General features: G+C 71.6%; 14 protein-coding genes, 2 tRNA genes and 2 pseudogenes. 7 read left to right on the top strand and 11 right to left on the bottom strand.

The window, feature by feature from the left end:
- The 4 genes and pseudogenes from amcB to ABD901_RS42130 all read right to left on the bottom strand — a co-directional run.
- A pseudogene (amcB, locus tag ABD901_RS42145) lies at nt 1-1,102 on the bottom strand (cyclophane-forming radical SAM peptide maturase AmcB); the annotation flags it as partial.
- A 219-nt stretch (nt 1,103-1,321) separates the two neighbouring features.
- The gene (gene purM, locus ABD901_RS42140) at nt 1,322-2,476 is read right to left on the bottom strand and encodes a phosphoribosylformylglycinamidine cyclo-ligase (RefSeq protein ID WP_345136394.1); all 1,155 of its coding nucleotides are present in this window, start codon (nt 2,474-2,476) and stop codon (nt 1,322-1,324) included.
- Nucleotides 2,477-2,534: 58 nt separating this feature from the next.
- Complete coding sequence (gene purF / locus ABD901_RS42135; RefSeq protein ID WP_345136392.1) at nt 2,535-4,100, bottom strand: amidophosphoribosyltransferase; 1,566 nt, start codon at nt 4,098-4,100, stop codon at nt 2,535-2,537.
- A 220-nt stretch (nt 4,101-4,320) separates the two neighbouring features.
- Nucleotides 4,321-4,674 carry a sterol carrier family protein gene (locus ABD901_RS42130; protein ID WP_345136390.1) on the bottom strand — a complete coding sequence of 118 codons (354 nt, stop codon included), beginning with the start codon at nt 4,672-4,674 and terminating at the stop codon, nt 4,321-4,323.
- A gap of 419 nt (nt 4,675-5,093) precedes the next feature.
- Between ABD901_RS42130 and ABD901_RS42125 the strand changes: the two genes are divergently transcribed.
- Nucleotides 5,094-7,130, top strand: a complete 2,037-nt coding sequence (locus ABD901_RS42125) for a carboxypeptidase regulatory-like domain-containing protein (protein ID WP_345136388.1) — start codon at nt 5,094-5,096, stop codon at nt 7,128-7,130.
- A 242-nt stretch (nt 7,131-7,372) separates the two neighbouring features.
- Here the strand turns inward: ABD901_RS42125 and ABD901_RS42120 are convergent, their stop codons facing one another.
- The 4 genes from ABD901_RS42120 to ABD901_RS42105 form a co-directional block, all read right to left on the bottom strand.
- A complete protein-coding gene (locus ABD901_RS42120; RefSeq protein ID WP_345136386.1) occupies nt 7,373-7,897 on the bottom strand; it encodes an NUDIX domain-containing protein in 525 nt (174 codons plus the stop codon).
- Between the two features lie 209 nt (nt 7,898-8,106).
- Nucleotides 8,107-9,030 (bottom strand): anti-sigma factor RsbA family regulatory protein, encoded by a 924-nt coding sequence (locus tag ABD901_RS42115; protein ID WP_345136384.1) that lies wholly within the window; start codon nt 9,028-9,030, stop codon nt 8,107-8,109.
- On the bottom strand, nt 9,021-9,899 hold the full coding sequence (locus ABD901_RS42110; protein ID WP_345136382.1) for an MEDS domain-containing protein: 879 nt from the start codon (nt 9,897-9,899) through the stop codon (nt 9,021-9,023). The genes ABD901_RS42115 and ABD901_RS42110 overlap by 10 nt, the downstream gene beginning before the upstream one ends.
- Before the next feature lie 46 nt (nt 9,900-9,945).
- Nucleotides 9,946-10,731, bottom strand: a complete 786-nt coding sequence (locus ABD901_RS42105) for a hypothetical protein (protein ID WP_345136380.1) — start codon at nt 10,729-10,731, stop codon at nt 9,946-9,948.
- A gap of 359 nt (nt 10,732-11,090) precedes the next feature.
- Between ABD901_RS42105 and ABD901_RS42100 the strand changes: the two are divergent.
- Both ABD901_RS42100 and ABD901_RS42095 read left to right on the top strand, forming a co-directional pair.
- Nucleotides 11,091-12,083, top strand: a pseudogene (locus ABD901_RS42100) (helix-turn-helix domain-containing protein); the annotation flags it as partial.
- Nucleotides 12,084-12,153: 70 nt separating this feature from the next.
- Nucleotides 12,154-12,867 carry an HAD family hydrolase gene (locus ABD901_RS42095; RefSeq protein ID WP_345136378.1) on the top strand — a complete coding sequence of 238 codons (714 nt, stop codon included), beginning with the start codon at nt 12,154-12,156 and terminating at the stop codon, nt 12,865-12,867.
- Here ABD901_RS42095 and ABD901_RS42090 read toward each other — a convergent pair.
- Together ABD901_RS42090 and ABD901_RS42085 are read right to left on the bottom strand one after the other, a co-directional pair.
- Nucleotides 12,787-13,377, bottom strand: coding sequence for a peptide deformylase (locus tag ABD901_RS42090; protein ID WP_345136374.1), 591 nt, complete (start codon nt 13,375-13,377; stop codon nt 12,787-12,789). The genes ABD901_RS42095 and ABD901_RS42090 overlap by 81 nt on opposite strands.
- A gap of 244 nt (nt 13,378-13,621) precedes the next feature.
- Nucleotides 13,622-14,065 carry a pyridoxamine 5'-phosphate oxidase family protein gene (locus ABD901_RS42085; RefSeq protein ID WP_345136372.1) on the bottom strand — a complete coding sequence of 148 codons (444 nt, stop codon included), beginning with the start codon at nt 14,063-14,065 and terminating at the stop codon, nt 13,622-13,624.
- Between the two features lie 204 nt (nt 14,066-14,269).
- Between ABD901_RS42085 and ABD901_RS42080 the strand changes: the two genes are divergently transcribed.
- Together ABD901_RS42080 and ABD901_RS42075 are read left to right on the top strand one after the other, a co-directional pair.
- The gene (locus ABD901_RS42080) at nt 14,270-15,382 is read left to right on the top strand and encodes a globin domain-containing protein (protein WP_345136370.1); all 1,113 of its coding nucleotides are present in this window, start codon (nt 14,270-14,272) and stop codon (nt 15,380-15,382) included.
- 49 nt (nt 15,383-15,431) lie between these two features.
- Complete coding sequence (locus ABD901_RS42075; RefSeq protein WP_345136368.1) at nt 15,432-16,178, top strand: CPBP family intramembrane glutamic endopeptidase; 747 nt, start codon at nt 15,432-15,434, stop codon at nt 16,176-16,178.
- A gap of 171 nt (nt 16,179-16,349) precedes the next feature.
- Here the strand turns inward: ABD901_RS42075 and ABD901_RS42070 are convergent, their stop codons facing one another.
- Complete coding sequence (locus tag ABD901_RS42070) at nt 16,350-17,816, bottom strand: hypothetical protein (protein ID WP_345136366.1); 1,467 nt, start codon at nt 17,814-17,816, stop codon at nt 16,350-16,352.
- 140 nt (nt 17,817-17,956) lie between these two features.
- Here ABD901_RS42070 and ABD901_RS42065 point away from each other — a divergent pair.
- Nucleotides 17,957-18,047 (top strand) — tRNA-Ser (locus ABD901_RS42065).
- A 47-nt stretch (nt 18,048-18,094) separates the two neighbouring features.
- A tRNA-Arg gene (locus ABD901_RS42060) sits at nt 18,095-18,167 on the top strand.
- Nucleotides 18,168-18,436: the final 269 nt, after the last annotated feature.

Here is an 18,436-nt window from a genome sequence, read left to right as displayed (position 1 = left end):
CGTGACCGGGTCAGCGTGCTCCGGCATGGTCCAGTACTCCCTCCAGAAGGCGAATCTTGCTGTTCCGGCAGTGGTTCGTCTCGGTGCCGTCGAACCTGCCGTGCTCGAAGTAGCGGTTTGCCGCGTGCGCGCCGCCGCAGAACCCGAAGTACGGGCAGCTGGTGCGGCACGCCTCGACGCCCCGCAGGTACTCCGGCACCCAGGCGGCCGAGCCGGCCGCGCCGGCCAGGATCGTCGAGAGCGGGGTGTGCAGGACGTTGCCGGAGGAGAAGTCGCCGTAGCGCGCGTCGGTGAACCCGGCGAGCTCCGGGGAGAGCAGGAACACCCGCCCGTCCGCGGCGATGGTCGGGATCGGGTCGAGCGCGGCCGGGAGGATGCCGTCGGCCGTGCCGGCGAGCACCGCCCCGACGTACCGCAGCGTCCACTCGATCTCGCGCACGTGGATGCGCGGGTCGAGCCGCCACGCGGCCACCAGTTCCGCCCAGAACGTCCGCACGGCGTCGTCGGCGAAGTCGTTGGCGCGGGCGTTGACGCCCTCCTGCTCCTCGATGTTGATCCCGAGGACGTCGCAGCCGAGGCCGAGGAAGTACTCGTACAGCCGGGCCGCCAGCCCCGGCCGGGGCTGGGACACCACGCAGAGTGCCGAGAAGGGCACGCCGTGGCGCTGTAGCGCTTCGATGCCGTGCATGATCTGGCTGTACGCCGAAGCCCCCGCCCGGTTCACCCGCTCCCCGTTGAGGTCCTCCGGGCCGTCGACGCTCACGCTCACCCGGACTGCGCGCTCGGCGAAGAACTCGCACCAGGCGTCGTCGATCAGGGTGGCGTTGGTCTGCACATGGTGCTCGACGCCCTCGAACGGCGCCATCAGCTCGGCGAGGGCGGCCCGGCCGGCCGCGAGGGGCTCACCGCCGTGCCAGACGACCGAGAAGCGCTCGTCGGCCGCCGCCCAGGGGTTGACCGAGGCGGCGACGGCCGCGGCCACGGCGGGGCTCATGCGGTCGTTGCGCGCCCGAAAGGGAAGGTAACAATACGTGCAGTCAAGGTTGCACAACGTCGTGGGCTGCAGCACGACATAGCCGGGGTTGGGCGAGATGCCCCGCATGCCGCTCCACGACACCGCCCCATCCTCCTTTTGGGTGTAGGGACGTGTCGCTTCAGCCTAGGTCCAACCCTGCGTCGCGGTAAGCCCCGGTTGATGGGATACGCGGGCTTTTCTCCGTACCCGCGTATTCCGACAGCGTGCTCTGAGTACAGACGCGTTCGGGGGCGGCACCGGTTGCCACCGGTCGCCGCCCCCGTCAACGTCGTTGCGCCGCCGACCTCAGCCGCGGGTGTGCGAGCCGACCATCTGCACCGTGCCGGTGCCCTCGATGATCTCGCCCACCTGCCAGGCGTCCAGGCCGCGGCCGGCCAGGAAGGCCAGCGTGCGGTCGGCGTCCTCGGCGGAGACCACGGTCAGCATGCCGATGCCCATGTTGAAGGTGCTCTCCATCTCCGAGTCCTCGATGCGCCCCTTGGTGTGCACGAGCTCGAAGATCGGCTGCGGGCGCCAGGTCGCGCGGTCGACGACCGCGTCGACGTGCTCGGGCAGCACGCGGACCAGGTTGCCCGGGATGCCGCCGCCGGTGACGTGGGCGAACGCGTGGATGTCGGCCTCCTTGAGCAGGTCGAGGCAGTCCTTCGCGTAGATCCGGGTCGGGGTGAGCAGCTCCTCGCCGAGCGTGCGCTGCTTGCCGAACTCGTCGATGACGCTGTCCAGGCGCATCCGCCCGGCGCCGAGCAGCACGTGGCGGACGAGCGAGTAGCCGTTGGAGTGCAGGCCGGTGGAGCGCAGCGCGATGACCACGTCACCGACCTCGACCTTGTCGCGGCCGAGGATCGCGTCCTCCTCCACGACGCCGACGCCGGTGCCGGAGATGTCGTACTCGTCGGGGCGCATCACGCCCGGGTGCTCGGCGGTCTCGCCGCCCAGCAGCGCGCAGCCGGCGTAGCGGCACCCGTCGGCGATGCCGGCGCCGATCTCGGCGACCCGGTCCGGCACGACCTCGCCGCAGGCGATGTAGTCGAGCAGGAACAGCGGCTCGGCGCCGCACGCGACCAGGTCGTCGACGACCATGGCGACCAGGTCGATGCCGACCGTGTCGTGGATGCCCATGGCCTGCGCGATGGCGAGCTTCGTGCCCACGCCGTCGGTCGAGGAGGCGAGGATCGGGCTCTTGTACTTCTTGAGGTCGAGCCGGAACAGCCCGGCGAACCCGCCGATGTCGCCCATGACCTCAGGCCGGTGGGTCCGGTGCACCTTCTTGCGCAGCAGTTCGACGGCCTGCTCGCCGGCGTGGATCGAAACACCCGCGTCCGCGTAGGTCACGGTCTTGCGGCGACCCCGGCCGTTGCCGGCGGTCCACAGCTGCCGCTCGGGGGTGCTGCCCTGGCCGGTCTCGCCGGCCTTCTCGGCGCGCTCATCCACGTGCGTCACTTTCTCCCCTTTGATTGCCTCGCGGCGGCGGGCACCGCTGTATGTCTCGGGTGGTCGGTCACGGGCGCAGCAGTGCGCCGGAACCGCCGGGGCTGGGGGCGACGTTGAGCGCGCCACCCTCGGCCGTGTTCGGCGCGGCCCCCGCGGCGCGCGCGACACCTTCCAGAACGTGCTTGCCGATCACATTGTCGGCCGGTAGCTCGATCGGGTACTGCCCGTCGAAGCACGCGCTGCACAGCCGCGACGCGGGCTGCTCGGTCGCCGCGACCAGGCCGGCCAGCGAGACGTACCCGAGGGAGTCGGCGCCGATCGAGCGCCGGATGCCCTCCAGGTCGAGCCCGTTGGCCAGCAGCTCCGCGCGCGTGGCGAAGTCGATGCCGTAGAAGCACGGCCACTTCACCGGCGGCGAGGAGATCCGCACGTGCACCTCGATCGCGCCGGCCTCGCGCAGCATGCGCACGATCGCGCGCTGGGTGTTGCCGCGCACGATGGAGTCGTCGACGACGATGAGCCGCTTGCCGCGCACGTTGTCGCGCAGCGGGTTGAGCTTGAGCCGGATGCCCAGCTGACGGATGGTCTGGGACGGCTGGATGAAGGTGCGCCCGACGTAGGCGTTCTTGATCAGGCCGTGCCCGAACGGGATGCCGGACTCGGTCGCGTAGCCGATCGCGGCCGGGGTGCCCGACTCCGGCACCGGGATGACCAGGTCGGCGTCGACCGGGTGCTCGCGGGCCAGGGTGCGCCCGATGGCGACGCGGGCGGCGTGGACGTTGCGCCCCGAGATGGTGGTGTCGGGGCGGGCCAGGTAGACGTACTCGAACAGGCACCCCTTCGGCTCGGGCGTGCCGAACCGGCTGGAGCGCAGCCCGTGCTCGTCGATCGCAATGAGCTCGCCGGGCTCGATCTCCCGGACCACGCTGGCGCCGACGATGTCCAGCGCCGCGGTCTCGCTCGCCACGACCCAGCCGCGCTCGAGGCGGCCGAGCACGAGCGGGCGCACGCCGTTGACGTCGCGCGCCGCGTAGAGGGTGTCCTCGTCCATGAAGACGAAGCTGAACGCGCCGCGCAGGGTCGGCAGCACCTCGAGCGCGGCGGCCTCGACCGAGAGGTCGGGGCGCGCGGCGAGCAGGGCCGTCACCAGCGCGGTGTCGTTCGTGGAGTTGATCGCGGCGGGCTCCATCTCGGGCAGCTCGGCGACGCGGCGGGCCAGCTCAGCGGTGTTGACCAGGTTGCCGTTGTGCGCGAGAGCGATCGTGGTGCCCGCCCGGTCGTCCCCGGCCCGGGTCGAGCGCAGCGTCGGCTGCGCGTTCTCCCAGGTGGAGCCGCCGGTGGTCGAGTAGCGCGCGTGGCCGATCGCGATGTGGCCGCGCAGGCTCGCGAGCGTCGGCTCGTCGAAGACCTGCGACACCAGGCCGAGGTCCTTGTAGACCACCACACCGGATCCGTCGGACACTGCGATGCCGGCCGCTTCCTGACCACGGTGCTGCAGTGCATACAGCCCGTAGTAGGTCATCTTCGCGACCTCTTCGCCCGGCGCCCAGACGCCGAACACTCCGCACTTGTCCTGTGGACCTGGACGTTGGGGGTCGAGCTCGTGGCTCAACCGGCCATCGCCTCGGGGCACGTGCCGCTCCTGTCGTCGCAGTTGCCGGATGGCTTGTGAGGTGGCTGGAAGATGGCTTCAACGTGGACGCGGGCCGGAGAGGTGGTTTCGGCCGGCTGGCGTTCGACGCCTCGTCATGCAGGGTCGCCGTCGCGGAAACAGTGTACGCGAGGTTTCGGGCATAACGCAGAGCCACATTTCGCGTGCGATTCGTGAGCAGTCTGCCGCACGCGCTGCATGGTCACAAGGGTAGATAGGCCGATAAATCCGCCCGAACCCCGCTCGCTCTGATCTTCCCGGCGGTGACGGCTTCATGCCACGATTTCCGACCCGTGGCGATCTCGATCCAGGTGGTCGGGTCGGTCTCGACCACGTTTGGTGGCGTACCTCTCGTATGCCTCGGTCCTTCGATGCACTGAATCGCGCCGTACGGGGGAACTCGCACCTCCACCGAACGTCCGGGTGCGCGTGTCCGCAGGTCGGCGAGGAGTTCCCGGACGGCGTCGCGCAGCGCGGGACGGTCCGGATCGGCTCCGCCATCCAGTGCATCAAGGACGGTTTGCACCGTGTCGGAATATCGGTGCGGAGTGGACATATCGGGACGATACGACCGCCCTCGGCCCCCTCGCAACACATCGCGGGTTTCGCCGACCCCTCGTGACAGGGCATAGTTTGCTGCGGCGCACCATGCAAGGCGAGTCTCGCTCGTATGTTGGACCATAGACGGACATGCTCGGCAGCGACGCTCGGGTGAAAGTCAAGATCCGGAGGGGTGTGGACGTGACTGCGCACCGACGAGCCCTGCTGCTCAGGGCAGGGACCGTTGCCGTTGTGGCCTTGGGCGCTCTGCTCGGCATATCCACGCCGGCGTTCGCCGCCGATATGTCGTTGTCCAGCACGCAGTTCGACATGTCGGCGGGCGACACCAAGGCGCTGACGGTCACGCTGAGCAACGGACCCGCACCAAACGTAAAAGTCACTGTGACAGTGCCGTCCGCGAATGGCAATATCACGGTGACGCCATCTGGCATTCCGAATGGCGTCAACTGCGGCAACGGCGGCGGCACCCAGGTGGACTGCACCGCGGACGTGCTGACCGACCCGGTCAAGATCACATTCCAGATCGTGGCGAAGAGCCCCAGCGGCCTGCAGCCCGGGCAGAACCTCTCCAACCTCGAGGGCTCCGTCCAGGCCACCGGCGCGGGCACCACCAAGTTCTTCGTCAACCTCAAGGGCCCGAACGCGGCGCCGACGACCCAGGCGGCGACGACCGTCACCGAGGTCACCGGCCAGATCACCGACTCGACGACCGGCAAGGGCATCAAGGGCGCGACCGTCGTGCTCGAGGACGGCGCAGGCAAGGGCCGGCAGCTGACGACCGGCGACACCGGCAACTTCAAGTTCACCGGCAGCGAGTCGGCGCCGATCGCGCCGGGCACCCTGACGATCACCGCCGGCGCGACCGGCTACCAGAACTCGTCCAAGGAAGTGACCGGCGTCGCCGGCAGGTCCGTGAACGTCAACAAGGTCGGCCTGCCCCTCCTCGAGGAGTCGCAGTCGGCACCGCCGGTGCCCAGCGTCGGTGACCTCACGAGCGGTAACCCGTCCACCGGCGGCGTCGACCCCAACGCCGGCCAGACCACCAACGCCGCGAACGACAGCGGTGGCGGCGGGGTCTCCTGGATCCTGATCGCGCTCGGCGTGCTGCTGGTCGGCTTCGGCATCGTGGCGATCGTCCTGCTGCTGCGCCGTCGCGGCGACGACGATGACGACGACGACGACGACCCGGCGCCGCGCCGTGGCGGCCCCAACCAGGCGCGCCCGGGCTACCGCCCGCAGGCCGACCCGACGATGGTCGGCGCCATGGGCCCCGCACCGACGATGGTCAGCCGCGGCAACGCCAACGACGCGACCGCGATCGTGCGGCCCGGCCGCGGGTTCGACGACGTGCCGCCGGACCCGTATGGCGCGCCCCTGCCCGGCCAGGGCGGCTACCCGTCGGCCGGCGGCTACAACGACCGCGCCGGCATGGCCAGCGGCGGCTACGGCGGCGCCGGCGGCCCGGCCGGCGGCGCGGGCGGTGCGGGTTACGGCCCGTCGTCGCGCCCCGCGGTCGACCCGTACGGCCCGGACTACAACAACGGCGGGGGCGGTGGCGGCGGCTACGCCGACTCGACCCAGCGTTACGAGCCCGGCACCGGCGGCGGCAACTACGGCGGCGGCGCAAACGGCTACGGCGGCGGCAACGGCTACGACGGCCCTTCGGCGGGCGGCGGCTACGGCCCCGGCGGCCAGGGCGGCGCCCCCGGCGGCGGTGGCGGTTACGGCGGCGGCGGCAACGGCTACGACGGCCCTTCGGCAGGCGGCGGTTACGGCGGCCAGGCCGGCCCCGGCGGCGCCGGCTACGGCGAGCGCGGCGGCTACGGCGGCAACGGCCCGTCCTCGGGCGGCGGCTACGGCGCGAACGGCTATGACGGTCCTTCGGCGGGCGGCGGTTACGGCCCCGGCGGCCAGGGCGGTGGCGGTTACGGCGGCGGCAACGGCTACGACGGCCCCTCAGCGGGCGGCGGTTACGGCGACGGCCCGTCCGCGGGCGGCGGCTACGGCCCCGGCGGCGGTTACAACGACGGCCCGCCGGCGGGCGGCGGCTACGACCAGCGCGGCGGCTACGGCCCGAGCGCGCAGGCCGGCGGCGGCTACGGCGACGACTACGGCCAGGGCCCCAGCGCCGGCAGCGGCTACGGCCAGGCCGGCGGTGGCGGCGGCCAGGGCGCCTACAACGGCGGCGGCGGCGACTACGACGGCCCTTACGCCGGCCGAGGCGGCTACGAGCCCCGCGGCGGTTACGAGCCGGCCGCCGGCTACGAGCGCGACGGTTACGAGCGGGCCCCCGAGCCCCCGCGGGCCGGCAACGGCTACAACGGCGCCGGCGGCGACTACGACCAGCGCGGCGGCTACGGCCCGTCCGGCGGCGGCGGTGGTGCCGACTACGACGACGCCCGCCAGCGCGGCGGCGGCAACCGTCGCTCGCTGGACTGGCTCGACGACTGATCCGGCGCGCGGCGGCCACGGCCTACTGCCCGGCCGCCGCCGGCGGCGGCTATGACGACGCCCGCCAGCTGGCGGCAGCCGACGGTCGCCGCCAGCGCGGCGGCAACCGTCGCCCGTTCAACCGGCTCGACGACTGACACGGCGAAGCCAAGAAAGACGAAGAGAGGGGCGGCCCGCCTGGGCCGCCCCTCTCTCGGCTTCAGTCTTCGTGCAGAGCCGAACCTCCGTGGTCCTCGGAAGGATCATGCGCCGCTGAGTAGGTGCCCGTATTCGGCGTGCAACAGCCGGCCGGTGGCGATCGCCGTCGAGGCAAGGGAGAGCCGGCGGAAGACCGAGGCCCGCAGATCTGCCCGCGCCTCCTCGAGCGTCGCCCAGCGGAAGCCGGTCAGCTCGTCGGCGGCCGGGCGGATGACGGCGGCGGGCTCGAGCACGCCGCCGTCGAAGACGAACTGCACCTGGTCGCTCCACGGCCCGCGGCCGGGGGTCCAGTCCACCAGCAGCAGCCTGCCGACCGGGCGGTCCAGGCCGATCTCCTCGCCGACCTCCCGCGCGCAGGCGGCCGACGGTGGCTCGCCGGGCTCGACGATGCCGCCCGGGATGTCCAGGAACGGCTTGTAGTTCGGCACCACGAAGAGGAACCGGCCGTCCGGGTCGCGGATCAACGCGCCCGCCGCCACCGTCTTGTGCGCCATCCGCTTGGCCACGCCGGGGTGGAACTCGCGCTCCGGCTCGCCGTCCAGTTCGAAGTCCGCGCTGAAGTCGCTCATCGCAACGGATCCAACTACCCGGGCCGCCGCCCCGTCCATCCGTCCGCTGATGCTGTCCGCACAATGCGCGGTGCAAAGGTGAAATGAAGAAGTGAACGGGGGGATGCAAAAGCGAATTCATCCCCGTGTGCCGTGGATGGCCACGAGCGAAAGGCGGGGCGACGGGTCAGGCGCGGTGTCGCCGTCGACCGCCAATTCGCGGCAGCAATTCAGGCGTACCGGCGGATGTGCAGCCGAACCGTGGTGCCCGGCCCGCCGGTGTGCATTTCCAGCAGGTCGCAGATCTGTCGGGCGATCCACAGCCCGTGGCCCTGTCCGGCGCTCGGATCGGAGCGCAGGAATCCCAGGAAACCGTCCGTGGCGGTGCCCGTGTCGGAGACCTCGCAGATCACGCGCCGGTCGGTGGCCCACATCCGGACCTCGCCGCGCCCGGCGCCGTGGCGCACCGCGTTGGTGGCGATCTCGTTGACCGCCAGCGTGAAGTCGTCGAGGCGGCCGGGCGGCACGCCGAGGCGCACGGCGTGGTCGGCGACGAACTGGCGTACCGGCGCCATGTCCACGAAATCGGGGAGCCACTCGACGCCGGCACCGGGGCGCGGCAGCAGCGCGACGTTGCGCTCGGCGTAGTAGTGGACCGGGTCGGCGTACGCGCCGCTGGTCTCGCTGCCGGCGCCGACCGCGAGCGTGGGGTGGGTGCGCAGGGCGTCGTCGACGATGGCCTCGGGCAGGGCGCGCCGGTCGTACCCGCACATGAGCCACGCCGGGGCGTCGGCGAGCGCGACGTTCATCACCGACTCGTAGCGGCCCCACTCGGTGGTCTCCAGCGGGTCGAGCCCGGCCCAGACCGGCTCGCCGAGTACGCGCAGGATGCCGGTCGAGCCCGGCAGCGAGTCGATGCGGCGGTGGTGCGCGTCGAGCGTGCGGCCGGGGGATTCGAACCAGCGGGCGGCGGGCAGGAACGTGACCCGCTCGACCTCGCCGTCCAGGCTTGCCCGCAGCAGCTCCTCGTTCTCGGCGGAGGTGACGGCGAGGACGCTGTCGCCGCGGTCCAGCCCCTCGCGCACGAACGGCACCGCGGCCGAGAGGAACGCCGCCGGCGAGTCGAACAGCAGGGCCTGGTGAGTCAGGGACACGGCGGCTCGTCCGATGCCTCGAGCGGCCAGTCCACGAGCGTCAGGACCCGCCGCATCGTGGCGGGCATGCGATGGACCACGACGCGGCGCCCGGGCGCGAGGGACTCGGCGAAGCGCACGAGCGCCCGGATGCCGGCCACGTCGATGAAGTCGAGCTCGGCGAGGTCGAGCACGAGGCGCGGATCCGCGGCCGGCCAGCCGGCGGCCTGCGCGAGCGCGGCGGCGAGCGGTGCGGAGGTCGCGTCGTCGACCACCCCGCCGATGCGCAGGCCGCGCGGGGAGTAGGTAGGCACGATGCGCAGCCGCCGGTCGTCGTGCAGCGGGTCGATGCGCACCACGCCGGCGTGGCGGGCCAGCAGGGCGGGCAGCTCGGCGCGGGCGAAGAGTCGCTCGTCGTACTGGCACACGGCGGCCAGGTCGCCCGAGTCCACGACGGTCGAGGCGACACCGGACTCGTATTGGTGCAGCCGCACGGTGCCGGGCTCGCCGCGCAGCGCCCAGCTCATCTCCCCGGTCAGCCGCAGGCCCTGAAAGCCGGCCGCCCGCGCGTCGCGCACGGCGTCGCGGATGCCCACGACGACATCGGCCGGGTCGAACGCGCCGTCGCCGGCCGGGCGCACGTCGAGCTGGCCGCGGGCGATCGCGAGCGCGCCGTCGACGCCGCGCGGGCCGAGCCAGGCGTCGATGGCGTCCGGGCGGGTCCGATCGGCGAAGTACAGCACGCGCTCGCCACGGCGCAGCCCGTCGGCGATGTAGGCCGAGACGACCTCCCGCTGCTCGGCCTCGCTGGCGAACGGCAGGCAGAGATGGTCGCCCGCGCGGATGCGACCGGCGTGCGTCGTGGAGATTGGATCACTGATGTGCTTCAACCTACGTCGTGTACCCACAACGCGCAGGGCGCGAAACACGACCCCGTCAGTGCGACCGGATGCAGCAGGTCGTGCAGACCTTCGGCGTCGGCAGCGTGAAGGCCAGGCAGCAGGTGCGGCGCTGGATGTCCACGCCGCCGCCCGGGCGCTCCGTCAGGTCGACCAGGTCCTCGGCGCGGAGCGCGGCCAGCAGCCGTTCGGCGATCTGGATCGTCGGGCCGGGCAGCGAGTCGGCGGCGCGGGACAGGCCGTAGGCCACGCCGGAGGCGACCGAGCCCCACAGCGTGCGCCGGCCGATGCGGGCCCGCTTGCGGAACTCCTCCAGCAGCGGGTCCAGGTGGGCGTCGACGAGCGAGCGGCGCAGCACGCCGAGCAGCTCGGCCTCGTCCTCGACGATGAGCAGGCCCGGCGCGTCGGTGGCGACGATCGGGTCGGTGGCCAGCACCGCCGTGACCGGGGCGCGCAGGCCCAGGGTGAGGAACGGCTGCCGGTCGCCGTAGCGCACCAGCACGTGGTCGGGCGTCATCAGCGGTACACGACGGGACGCGGCGAAGCCGAGCACCGCCGGCAGGGCGAGCCAGTAGGAGTAGCACTTCCACGCGAGCGCGGCCGCGGCGTGCGGCTGCGCGCTCCAGCGCCGGGCTGCGGTCTCGAGCAGGTCGTCGACGTCCAGGTCGGCGGCGGGCCGCCAGCCGGCGGCGCCCGCCGGGCCGACGAGACCGGGCACCAGTCCCTGGAGTGCATCCTTACCGTGCCGGTTCTGCAGCGCGTCGAGCGTCTTGACCACCGGCGCGAGGGGCTCGACGCCCTCTCGGCTGATCAGGGCGGTCACGTTGGGTCGCCGATGCGGGCCGGAGGCACGGCTCGACGGCACCGCGGCGCGGTGCCCGTCGTGTGCGCGCGACTGGTGCTCACCACCGTTGCGTACCCCCAGATGTGCATGCCAAGCGCCCACGATACAGCTATTAGGTAAGGCTAACCACCCTACTGCTGTCGGGCATCGGCGGCCCCGGTGTCGTAACGTAGTGTCACCGCGTCGGAGGCGGGTGGTGACCAAAAGAGGTTGATCAAGACCGATGGGGCGGTGTTGTCAACCATTTTGTCAGGAATCTGTCCGGCAGACCTGGTCGACAGCCGGACTCGTGGACACTAACCGGACAGGGGCCGTCTCCCTGTAGGGCTGGACCGGACATGACCACGAGCGACCCTTCTCCCGTGCAGCGGGCGTCGGAGACGTTCGTCGCAGAGTTCGCGCGGTGGCGCGTTGAGCGCGGCATGTCCAAGAAGCAGCTGGCCGCGGCCATGGGTTTCGACGCCTCCTACGTCAGCCACGTCGAGGCCGGGCGGCACCGCCCGACCGAGGACTTCGCGCGCCGCGCCGAGGCGATCCTGCAGAGTGGCGGCGCGGTCTGGCAGCGGTACAAGGAGTACGACGAGCTGCGCGCGACCGCACGTAGCCGGGTCGGCGTGCCGGGTCGCGACCCGCCGGTGCCGGACCAGTGGCTGCCGCCCGGAACGGGGCTGGTGGTCGAGCGGGAGACCGCCCGGCTGTCGTACGTCGACGGCAAGTACCGGTGCACGGTCCGCCGTGCGCTCTACAACGCCGGCACGGAGCCGATCACGCGGTACCTCGTGCGGATCTCGGTCGACCGCTACCCGGACGACCCGGCGCGCTCCAACCGCCACCACCACGACCACCCGCTCTCGCTCGACGAGCTGTCGCTGGTGGCCTCGTGCGCCGGCGAGCCGATGGAGTGGCGGGCCAAGACCGACCGGGACACGCTCAAGGAGCTCTGGCTGCTCTTCGAGAACGCGCAGGGCCGGTTCCCGCTCTACCCGGGGCAGCGGACCACCATCGCGTACTCCTGGCACATCGGCATCGACAAGTGGGGCAACTGGTTCGAGCGGGCGATCCGCCTGCCCACCCGGCACCTCACCGTCGAGGTCGAGTTCCCGGCCCGGATGCGCCCGGTGGTCTGGGGCGTGCAGACGTCGCTCTCGGCGGAGGAGGTGCCGCTGCGCACCCCGATCACGCAGGAGCTGTCGGAGGACGGCCGCGCGGTCTTCTCCTGGCACACCGAGGCGGCAACGCTGCACGACTACTACCGGCTGGAGTGGCGCTTCCGCGGCAGCCGGCCGGAAGGCGCCGTCGAGGAGCCGGAGGACGACTGGGCCGGACCCTCGTACGCACCCGGCGTCGGGCACCAACTGTCCGCGTGAGAACCGCCCGCGGGCCGTCGCTACGATGGCCCGCGTGGCGGTTGCGGTCCTGTTCGACCTTGACGGCACGCTGATCGACAGCGAGCCCATCTGGGGCGCGGCCAACGCCGCCCTCGTGCGCTCGCGCCGCCGCGAGGTCACCGACGAGCTGCTGCGCTCCCTGAGCGGCCTCGATGCGACGCTCGCGATGCATCGCATCCACCGGCACTTCGGCTGGACCGGCCACGACGTCGCCGCCGACGTGGCGTCCGTGCAGCGCCGGGTCCGGCGGGCCTACGCCCGCGGCGTGCACTGGCTGCCGGGCGCCCGGGAGCTGCTGGCCGAGGTCCGCGCCGCCGGGCTGCGCACGGCGCTGGTCACCTCGACCTACCGCGAGCTCGTCGGATACGTGCTGGCCGAGGCCGGACCGGGCGCGTTCGACGCGGTGATCTGCGGCGACGACGGGCACCGGCCCAAGCCCCACCCGGCGCCCTACAGCGCCGCGGTCGCGGCCCTGCGTCTGCGCCCGGCCGACTGCGTGGCCGTCGAGGACTCGGCGCTCGGCGTTGCGAGCGCGCACGCCGCCGGCTGCGCGGTGCTCAACGTCGCGCCGATCGTGCGCTCCGACCTCGCGCACCGCTGGGCGCCGTCTCTGGCGGTGGTCGGCGTCGGCGAGATCCGCCGCGCGCTAGGCGCGCGAAACGGAGGGCGCGCCCGGCTCGACGTGGTCGACGCACAGCACGCCACCGAGGTGGTCCACCTCGTGTAGGACGTCGCCCGCCAGCCGCCCGCGGTCGACCGTCACGATCGCCTCGTCGCCGGCCGGGGTGTGGTAGCTGATCACCGCGGTGCGCGGCCGGCGCAGCGCGCAGCGGAAGTCGAAGAAGCTCAGGCAGCCCTCGGTCCGCTCCTCCCAGTCCTGCCGGCCGACCGGCCCGACCTCGATCACCTGCGGGTTGATGAGCACGAGCTGGGGCGAGCCGCCCTCCCGGAAGATCGCGATCGAGCGCGGCTCGCCGATCTGCGGCGCGGCCAGGCCCATGACGCCGCCGGCGAAGTTGTGCACCCGCTCGACCCGATCCGCGATCGCGCTGAGCCGGTCCAGGATGCGCAGGGCCTCGTCGCGCTCCTGCGGCAGGACGAAGGGGCGGGCGGCGGCGGTGAGGATCGGGTCGCCCAACTGCACGATGCCGAGCGCCGCCATCACCTCGCTCGCCCGGCGGGCGCGCAGGCCCCGCTCGGGCACCGTCTTGCTCTCGTTGGCCACGTCGCTGGTCATCGCTGCTCCTCCAGGGCGGGTTGCTGATTCGCCACGTGAATGGGCGCGAGCCGAACGCGCAAAAGGCCGCGGCCTGGCGGGGCCGCGGCGCGAAGAATCGTACGGTGCGAGGATGGAAATGCGTCGGCCCGGCTCTGCGCCATCCACCCAGTGTGAGTGGCGGTGAGCCGGGTGTGAACCCCTTTAGGTCTCGTTGAACGTGAATGAATGCGTTCGATTCTTTACGTCTTATGGTGCGTTTAGGTCAGTCGAGCTCGCCCGCCGCGGACAGGTACGCCTGCTCGACGTAAACGGTGATCCAGCGATCCGGGCGGCGCTCGGCGACGAGGTCGAGCGCCGGGTCGAGGTTGAGCCGGTGGCACGCCCGGCGCATCGCGTCGTCGTCGAGCACCATCGCCCGGCCGCCCACGTGCAGGCCGACCGCGGCGCGCGCGAAGTCGACGAACAGCAGGCTGATGCGCGGGTCGTGGCGAATCTCGTTGATGGCGTCGGACAGGCTCGCGTCGTCGAACTCCGGCCAGGCCAGCCGGTCGGCGCCGAGCACGCGGACGAAGCCCGGCCCGCCGGTGACGAACGTGCAGTCGTGTCCGTCGTCCGGCTCGCCGGTGGCGACGAACATCATCTCCTGGCGGCGGACGAGGGTCTGCATGCGTTCGTCCAGCGCGGCGAGAACCTCGCGTTCCGACACGGTTGGCACCGTCCACCTCCGGATGCTGCGAATCCTGTGCTCACGGTGGCATCCCGGCGGCGGGGGTGGCCGGACAGCCGGTGCGACATCCACCGTTCGGTGGCCGCCGCACACGTCTCGTCGCACAGTCGGTGCGATGCGTGGTCTTCGCAGGTCGCGACCCTGATTCGCGGACGGCACCTACGTTGAGCGCGAAGGGCACCGATGAGCAATCTGTCGCGATTACTGAAGGAGAGTTGGACGCTCGTCGAGGAACAGCAGGACAAGCTCGCCAAGTACTTCTACGCGCGCGTGTTCCTCAACAACCCGCAGCTTCGGGAGCTGTTTCCGGTGCAGATGGACGTCCAGCGATCCCGCCTGCTCGGCGCCATCGTCACGGCCGTGCAGACGGTCGACGACCCGGACCGGTTCGCGGAGTACCTGCAGTCGCTCGGCCGCGACCACCGCAAGTTCCACGTGCAGCCCGAGCATTACGACGTCGTCGGCGGCGCGCTGCTGGAGGCGCTGCGCGTGTTCGCCGCGGACCAGTGGACGCTCGAGTTCGACCAGGCCTGGCGCGACGCCTACCGGGTGATCGCCGAGCGGATGATCGCCGGCGCCGACGCCGACTCGTCCAACCCGCCCTACTGGCACGCCGAGGTGCTCTACCACGAGCGGCGCAGCCGGGACATCGCCGTGATCACCTGCCGGCCGATGCATCCGCTGGAGTACCGCGCCGGCCAGTACGTCAGCGTGGAGACCAGGTACCAGCCGCGGCTGTGGCGCGCCTACTCGGTCGCCAACGCGCCCCGCAAGGACGGCTCCCTCGACTTCCACGTCCGCGCGGTCGGCGCGGGCTGGGTCTCCTCGGCCCTGGTCCGCCGCGTGCGGCCGGGCGACATGATCCGCATCGGCTCCCCGATGGGCCAGATGACGCTGGACCGCCGCTCGACGCGTGACATCGTGTGCGTCGCCGGCGGCACGGGCCTCGCCCCGATCAAGGCGCTCATCGAGGAGATGACGCTGGCCAACCGCACCCGCTGGGTGCACGTCTTCTTCGGTGCGCGGGACCGCGACGACCTCTACGACCTGGCCTGCCTCGACCGGCTGGCCGCGCGCTACCCGTGGCTGTCGGTGGTCGCGGCCACCAGCGAGGACCCCGACTTCCCCGGCGAACACGGCAACATCTCGGACATCGTGGCCCGCTACGGCCCGTGGCGCGACCACGACTTCTTCGTCTCCGGCTCCCCGACGATGGTCCGCTCGACGCTGCGCACCCTCGTCGAGCTCCAGGTTCCGGCCATCCGGATCAAGTACGACGCCTTCGGTGACAGCTGAGCGCGGGCGGCCCACCCGCGCACGCAGTTTTCCCCAGTACTCTGGCGCCGTGATCGACAGGCGGGCCGTGCGTTCCGAGGTTCTGCTCGTGCTCGGCGTCTCGTTGGGCGCCTCGGCGGTCTACTCGATCATCAGGATCGTCGACCGGCTCACCTACATTGCGCCGTTGTCGCAGCAGACCGCGACGCTCAACCCGACCGTGGTAGCCGACCGGCCCTGGCTCGACCTGCTGTACCAGCTGTACTACATCCTGAGCCCGCTCATCCCCGCGCTCCTTGCGGTACACCTGCTGCGCCGTGATCCCGAGCCGCACGACATCGGTGTGGACTTCCGGCGCCCCGTTGGCGACCTGTGGCGGGGCGGCGCCCTCGCCGCGCTCATCGGCCTGCCCGGCCTCGGCCTCGTCTGGGCGGCCCAGCACCTCGGCATCAGCGCGAAGATCGTGCCCGAGGCGCTCGGCGAGCACTGGTGGTCGGTGCCGGTGCTGATCCTCGCGGCCATCGAGAACGGTGTGCTCGAGGAAGTCGTCATGATCGGCTACCTGCTGACCCGGCTGCGCGACCTCAACTGGGGCATGTGGCCGGCGATCGCCACCAGCGCCGTCATCCGCGGGTCCTACCACCTGTACCAGGGCTTCGGCGGGTTCATCGGCAACTTCGTGATGGGCGTGGTGTTCGGCTACTTCTTCCAGCGCACCCGCCGCGTCATGCCGCTCATCGTCGCGCACTCGATCCTCGACATCGTCTCCTTCGTCGGATACGCCCTGCTCAAGGATCATCTCAGTTTCTTAAATTAGAACAATTCGGAGCAATCGCCCTAACCGTGCTTCTGCAACCTCAGCGGCTTCGGGTTTTTTCGACAAGTCGGGCGCTGGCGCGCCACGACTTGTCGGATTTATCCCCCGACGGGCGTCAAATGACCGGCTATGCCATGAACTGGAAGTTGAGCAGGCGACGGAGTCTCGTTATCAGCGTCGCGCGCCGCGGTAGTAGCGCACGGCCCGAGCGGCGAGCAGCTCGGTGCTGCGGCCCGCGCTGACGGACCCGATGAGCGCGCCTGCCCCGGGCACGACGCGCCGCGCGGCCCGCGCCGCGGCGGCCCGCACGATGCCCGCGCCGACCACCCGGGCCAGCGGCGCCGTCATGCGCGAGGCCCCCATCCGCGAGTTGGCCCGCCGCCCGGCTCCGGCGCGGTCGGCGGCTCGCACGGCGGCCTCGGCCGTCTCGACGGTGCCGTGGACGCGCTGCAACACGAGCAGTTCGGCGGCGCGCCGGCCGTCCTCGGGATTGTGCCCGTACGCGGCGGCCAGGTGCAGCACGAGCTGGGCCTGCAGCCAGGCGACCCCGGCGGCCTCGACGATGATCCCCGCGGTCCCGGCCAGCCCGGCCGCGAACCCTTGCCGGCGCGCCCGCCGCACGAACTCGCGGGTGATGGCCCGCGACACGGCGTCACCGTCCGCCTCCGGATAGGTGACCTGGTACCACGAAACACGCCGCCGCGCCGCCGCCCCAAGCTTCTCAACTGCCGCCAACGCCAGCATCTCGGGCAAATAGGCCGGATCGAACGCACCCGACCTAAGGCGGACTACCCCGACAGCGGCACTTTGCTCAGCTTCGTCGGTTTCAGGCGCTTCCGCGCCATCTGAAACATTCGCGCTGTCGACCCGCTCCTCGGCTTCGTCGTGCGCCTTGGGCTCGATGGTCCCTTCGGGTTCGGTGTTTTCCTCGGATGCGACGACCGGCTCGGGCTCGGACGCCGGGGTCGGCTCCGGTTCCGGCTGGGTTTCGGCGACCGCCTCGGGCGCTGCGACCGGCTCCGGTTCGGGCTTGGGTGCGGGCTCGCTCGCCGGCGTCGCTTTCGTGGCTTTCGTCGCCTTGGTGGCCTTCTTCGCGGCGACCTTCTTCGCGGCCGCCTTCTTCGCCGGCTTGGCCTCAGCCTCGGCCTCGACCTTGACGGGCGCCGCGACCACGGGCTCCGGCTCCGGCTGCGGCGGGAGTGCAGCGGCGGCCGGTGCGACCTTCTTCGCGGCCGCGGTCTTCTTGGCCGGCGCGGCCTTCTTGGCGGCGGCCGCCTTCTTCACCGGAGCCGCCTTCTCGGCGGGCACCTCCCGAGGCGGTTCGGGCTCCACCGGGGCTGACGCGACAGCGGGTGGCTGGTCGTTCACGGAAGGACGCTGCTCGGGCGCCCTCGCCCGGAAGGGCGTCGACGCGACAGTGGGCTGTGCCGGCCCAAAGGGCGTGATGGGCGCGGGCACCCACGGCCGTGGCGGAGTGACGCTCGTCTCATCGCCGGAAGCTTCCTGCGGCGGCGGCTCGAACCGAAGCGCCGTGTCGCCGAGAGCTTTGGCCCGGGCGGGCGCCTCTGGCGGTACCGTATCCGGCTTTGTGCTTTTTGTCTCTTTCCGACGCCCCGCCGGGGTCGCGTCCTCTCCCATCTGCACGAGCGTAATGGTCCGCGGCCGAACGCGCCCCGCGCCGCACTCTTGCAGGCCAGCCCCGGACAACGCACCCGCTTTGCTGGCCGGCGCGGGCTGACTGTATCCTCGTACGGCGGTCTTCGGTGACGGGGACTGCTGGAGGCTTCGCCTAGTTCGGTCTATGGCGCCGCACTGCTAATGCGGTTTGGGTCTTAAAGCCCATCCCGGGTTCGAATCCCGGAGCCTCCGCGCAAGACCTGCGAAACCTGGTGTGTACACTAGGCCGAGCAAACCGAGCGCCCGTAGCTCAACGGATAGAGCATCTGACTACGGATCAGAAGGTTAGGGGTTCGAGTCCCTTCGGGCGCGCTTCAAAATCAAGGCCGTGACCAGCAGATATGCGGGTCACGGCCTTGATTGCTTCTGCCGCACCATGCCGCGATTTCCACGAAGTGGCCTCGACCATCGAGCGCCCCACCGTGAGGCGGGGCGCTCGGCAACCGTTCGGGTTAGAGCCGGCCTTCCTTGACCGCCTCGGTCACCCACGGGATGACCTCGTCGAGCATCTCCTCCAGCGACGTGGTCGCCTCGAAGCCGAGCACCTCGCGGGCCTTGGTGCAGTCCGGGACCCGCTTCTG

This window comes from Dactylosporangium darangshiense, assembly GCF_039537565.1.
Taxonomy (GTDB): Bacteria; Actinomycetota; Actinomycetes; order Mycobacteriales; family Micromonosporaceae; genus Dactylosporangium; species Dactylosporangium darangshiense.
The sequence above is the reverse complement of the archived record's forward strand: the minus strand, read 5'-3'. Positions and strand labels throughout refer to the sequence as shown.

Bases quoted from the DNA above. Each gene is read 5' to 3' on its own strand.
- ABD901_RS42120 (WP_345136386.1), bottom strand. From the start codon at position 7,897: ATGAGCGACTTCAGCGCGGACTTCGAACTGGACGGCGAGCCGGAGCGC.
- ABD901_RS42070 (WP_345136366.1), bottom strand. From the start codon at position 17,816: ATGGGAGAGGACGCGACCCCGGCGGGGCGTCGGAAAGAGACAAAAAGC.
- ABD901_RS42080 (WP_345136370.1), top strand. From the start codon at position 14,270: ATGAGCAATCTGTCGCGATTACTGAAGGAGAGTTGGACGCTCGTCGAG.
- ABD901_RS42130 (WP_345136390.1), bottom strand. From the start codon at position 4,674: ATGTCCACTCCGCACCGATATTCCGACACGGTGCAAACCGTCCTTGAT.
- ABD901_RS42090 (WP_345136374.1), bottom strand. From the start codon at position 13,377: ATGACCAGCGACGTGGCCAACGAGAGCAAGACGGTGCCCGAGCGGGGC.